The organism is Candidatus Neomarinimicrobiota bacterium (genome assembly GCA_034716895.1).
GTDB lineage: Bacteria > Fidelibacterota > UBA8477 > UBA8477 > JABMPR01 > JABMPR01.
The window spans coordinates 1-1533 of the sequence record JAYEKW010000244.1; the positions used below are offsets into that span (position 1 = coordinate 1).

General features: G+C 40.1%; 1 protein-coding gene. It reads right to left on the bottom strand.

Going from position 1 to position 1533, the window contains the following annotated elements:
• Window positions 1-118: 118 nt before the first annotated feature.
• Window positions 119-1533: LamG-like jellyroll fold domain-containing protein (locus U9Q77_13400; protein MEA3288352.1), on the bottom strand; the 1415-nt coding region annotated here is incomplete at its 5' end.

Consider the following 1533-nt stretch of genomic DNA (forward strand, 5'->3'; position numbering starts at 1 on the left):
TTACACTAACCGATAAAGATAGCAAAACCATCCAGAACTATTTATTCAGCATTGACCATTCTAAATTCAAGTACTCAAGCTAATATGATGTTGTAGTATGCTTATTTAATTGTCGATACTAGCTACCTAATATGAGTTGGACGAGGAGAATTAAATCAGAAATATTGATCAATTCGTCACCAGACATATCTGCACAGAGTAGATTTATACCAGCAGTTTGTCCGTCAATGACATAATTAAGGACCAATTGTAGATCAGAAACATTTACATATCCATTTCCATTTACATCTCCCATAACCACACATTGATCTTGATCCAACTCTGCCTCTTGGATTAAAGCTCCATTAAGCAATTCACCATTGTTCTGAAAGAGGGAAAGGTCTTCTACTGCACCGGTGTTAAAATTATAATAGGCTGCCAAGTCACTCTCACCACCACTGAGTTGACTAAACATGTCACCTTGAATCTGGTCTGTAGTCCGTGCACTACTCCATATTTTCAAATCATCCATATATCCGTTGAAGTAACCAGCATGATAAGAACTTGAATGATAGTGGCGGCCGATATCTATATCATCAATACTATAATCATATAAACCTGATTGTGTATTCTCACCGGATGAGACTAAGATTCCATCGATATATAGGCGTATGCTATCTTCTGACACTACTCCAGTATAATGATGCCATGCCCCATACTCCGGTGCAGGTGCTCCTATAACGTTCTCATTCCCCTGGGTACTGCGAATATTCCATTTGCTGATGCTACCAGCAGGATAATTTTCTGCATTCAAAAGAATAGCTGAGTGATTCGTTCCTGTCGAGTAATCTCGTTGCGAGAATAGTGAATTGTGACTATCTGTTCCACCACCAATACCGAACATTACTGCCCATACCTCTACAGTAAATTCAGTTGAGTGAATGACTGGGGCTGTTAAACTTGCGTAATCATCAATTCCATCCAAGTATAGGCTAAGTCCATATTCAAATTCGATTGTGTCTAAGTTTACGACTCTGGCCTCACCCATGAGCGTACCATCATTTCCATTTAAGCTGATATCCGATATATCGTTGTTTCCAAAATCCCAATGGGCAAGGAGGGTATCTTGAAGGGCTTGCCATTCATTATTTTTAACCAACTCAATTTTTTCGGCATCCAATGCAGTACCCCAAATGCGCATATCATCCATATAACCGTTAAAATATCCACCAGGCCAATCACTTGAATGGTAGTGACGACCAATTTCAACAAGATTTACACCAACATCATAAGATCCAGTTTGAGTATTATCAACAACATCAACCAGTGTACCGTCTAGATACAGGTAAACACTATCCAGACTTACTACCCCAGCATAGTGATGCCATTCATCATAAAGTGGCGTAGGGCACTCTACAATATCATTTGGACCCTGGGTACTTCTAATATTCCACCTAACCATATTGCCCGCTCCTGGACTTTCGGCATTTAGAACAATTGCAGCCGCACCAGGTCCAGTGTTATAATTGCGATGAGAGAAAAGCGTGTTTTGGC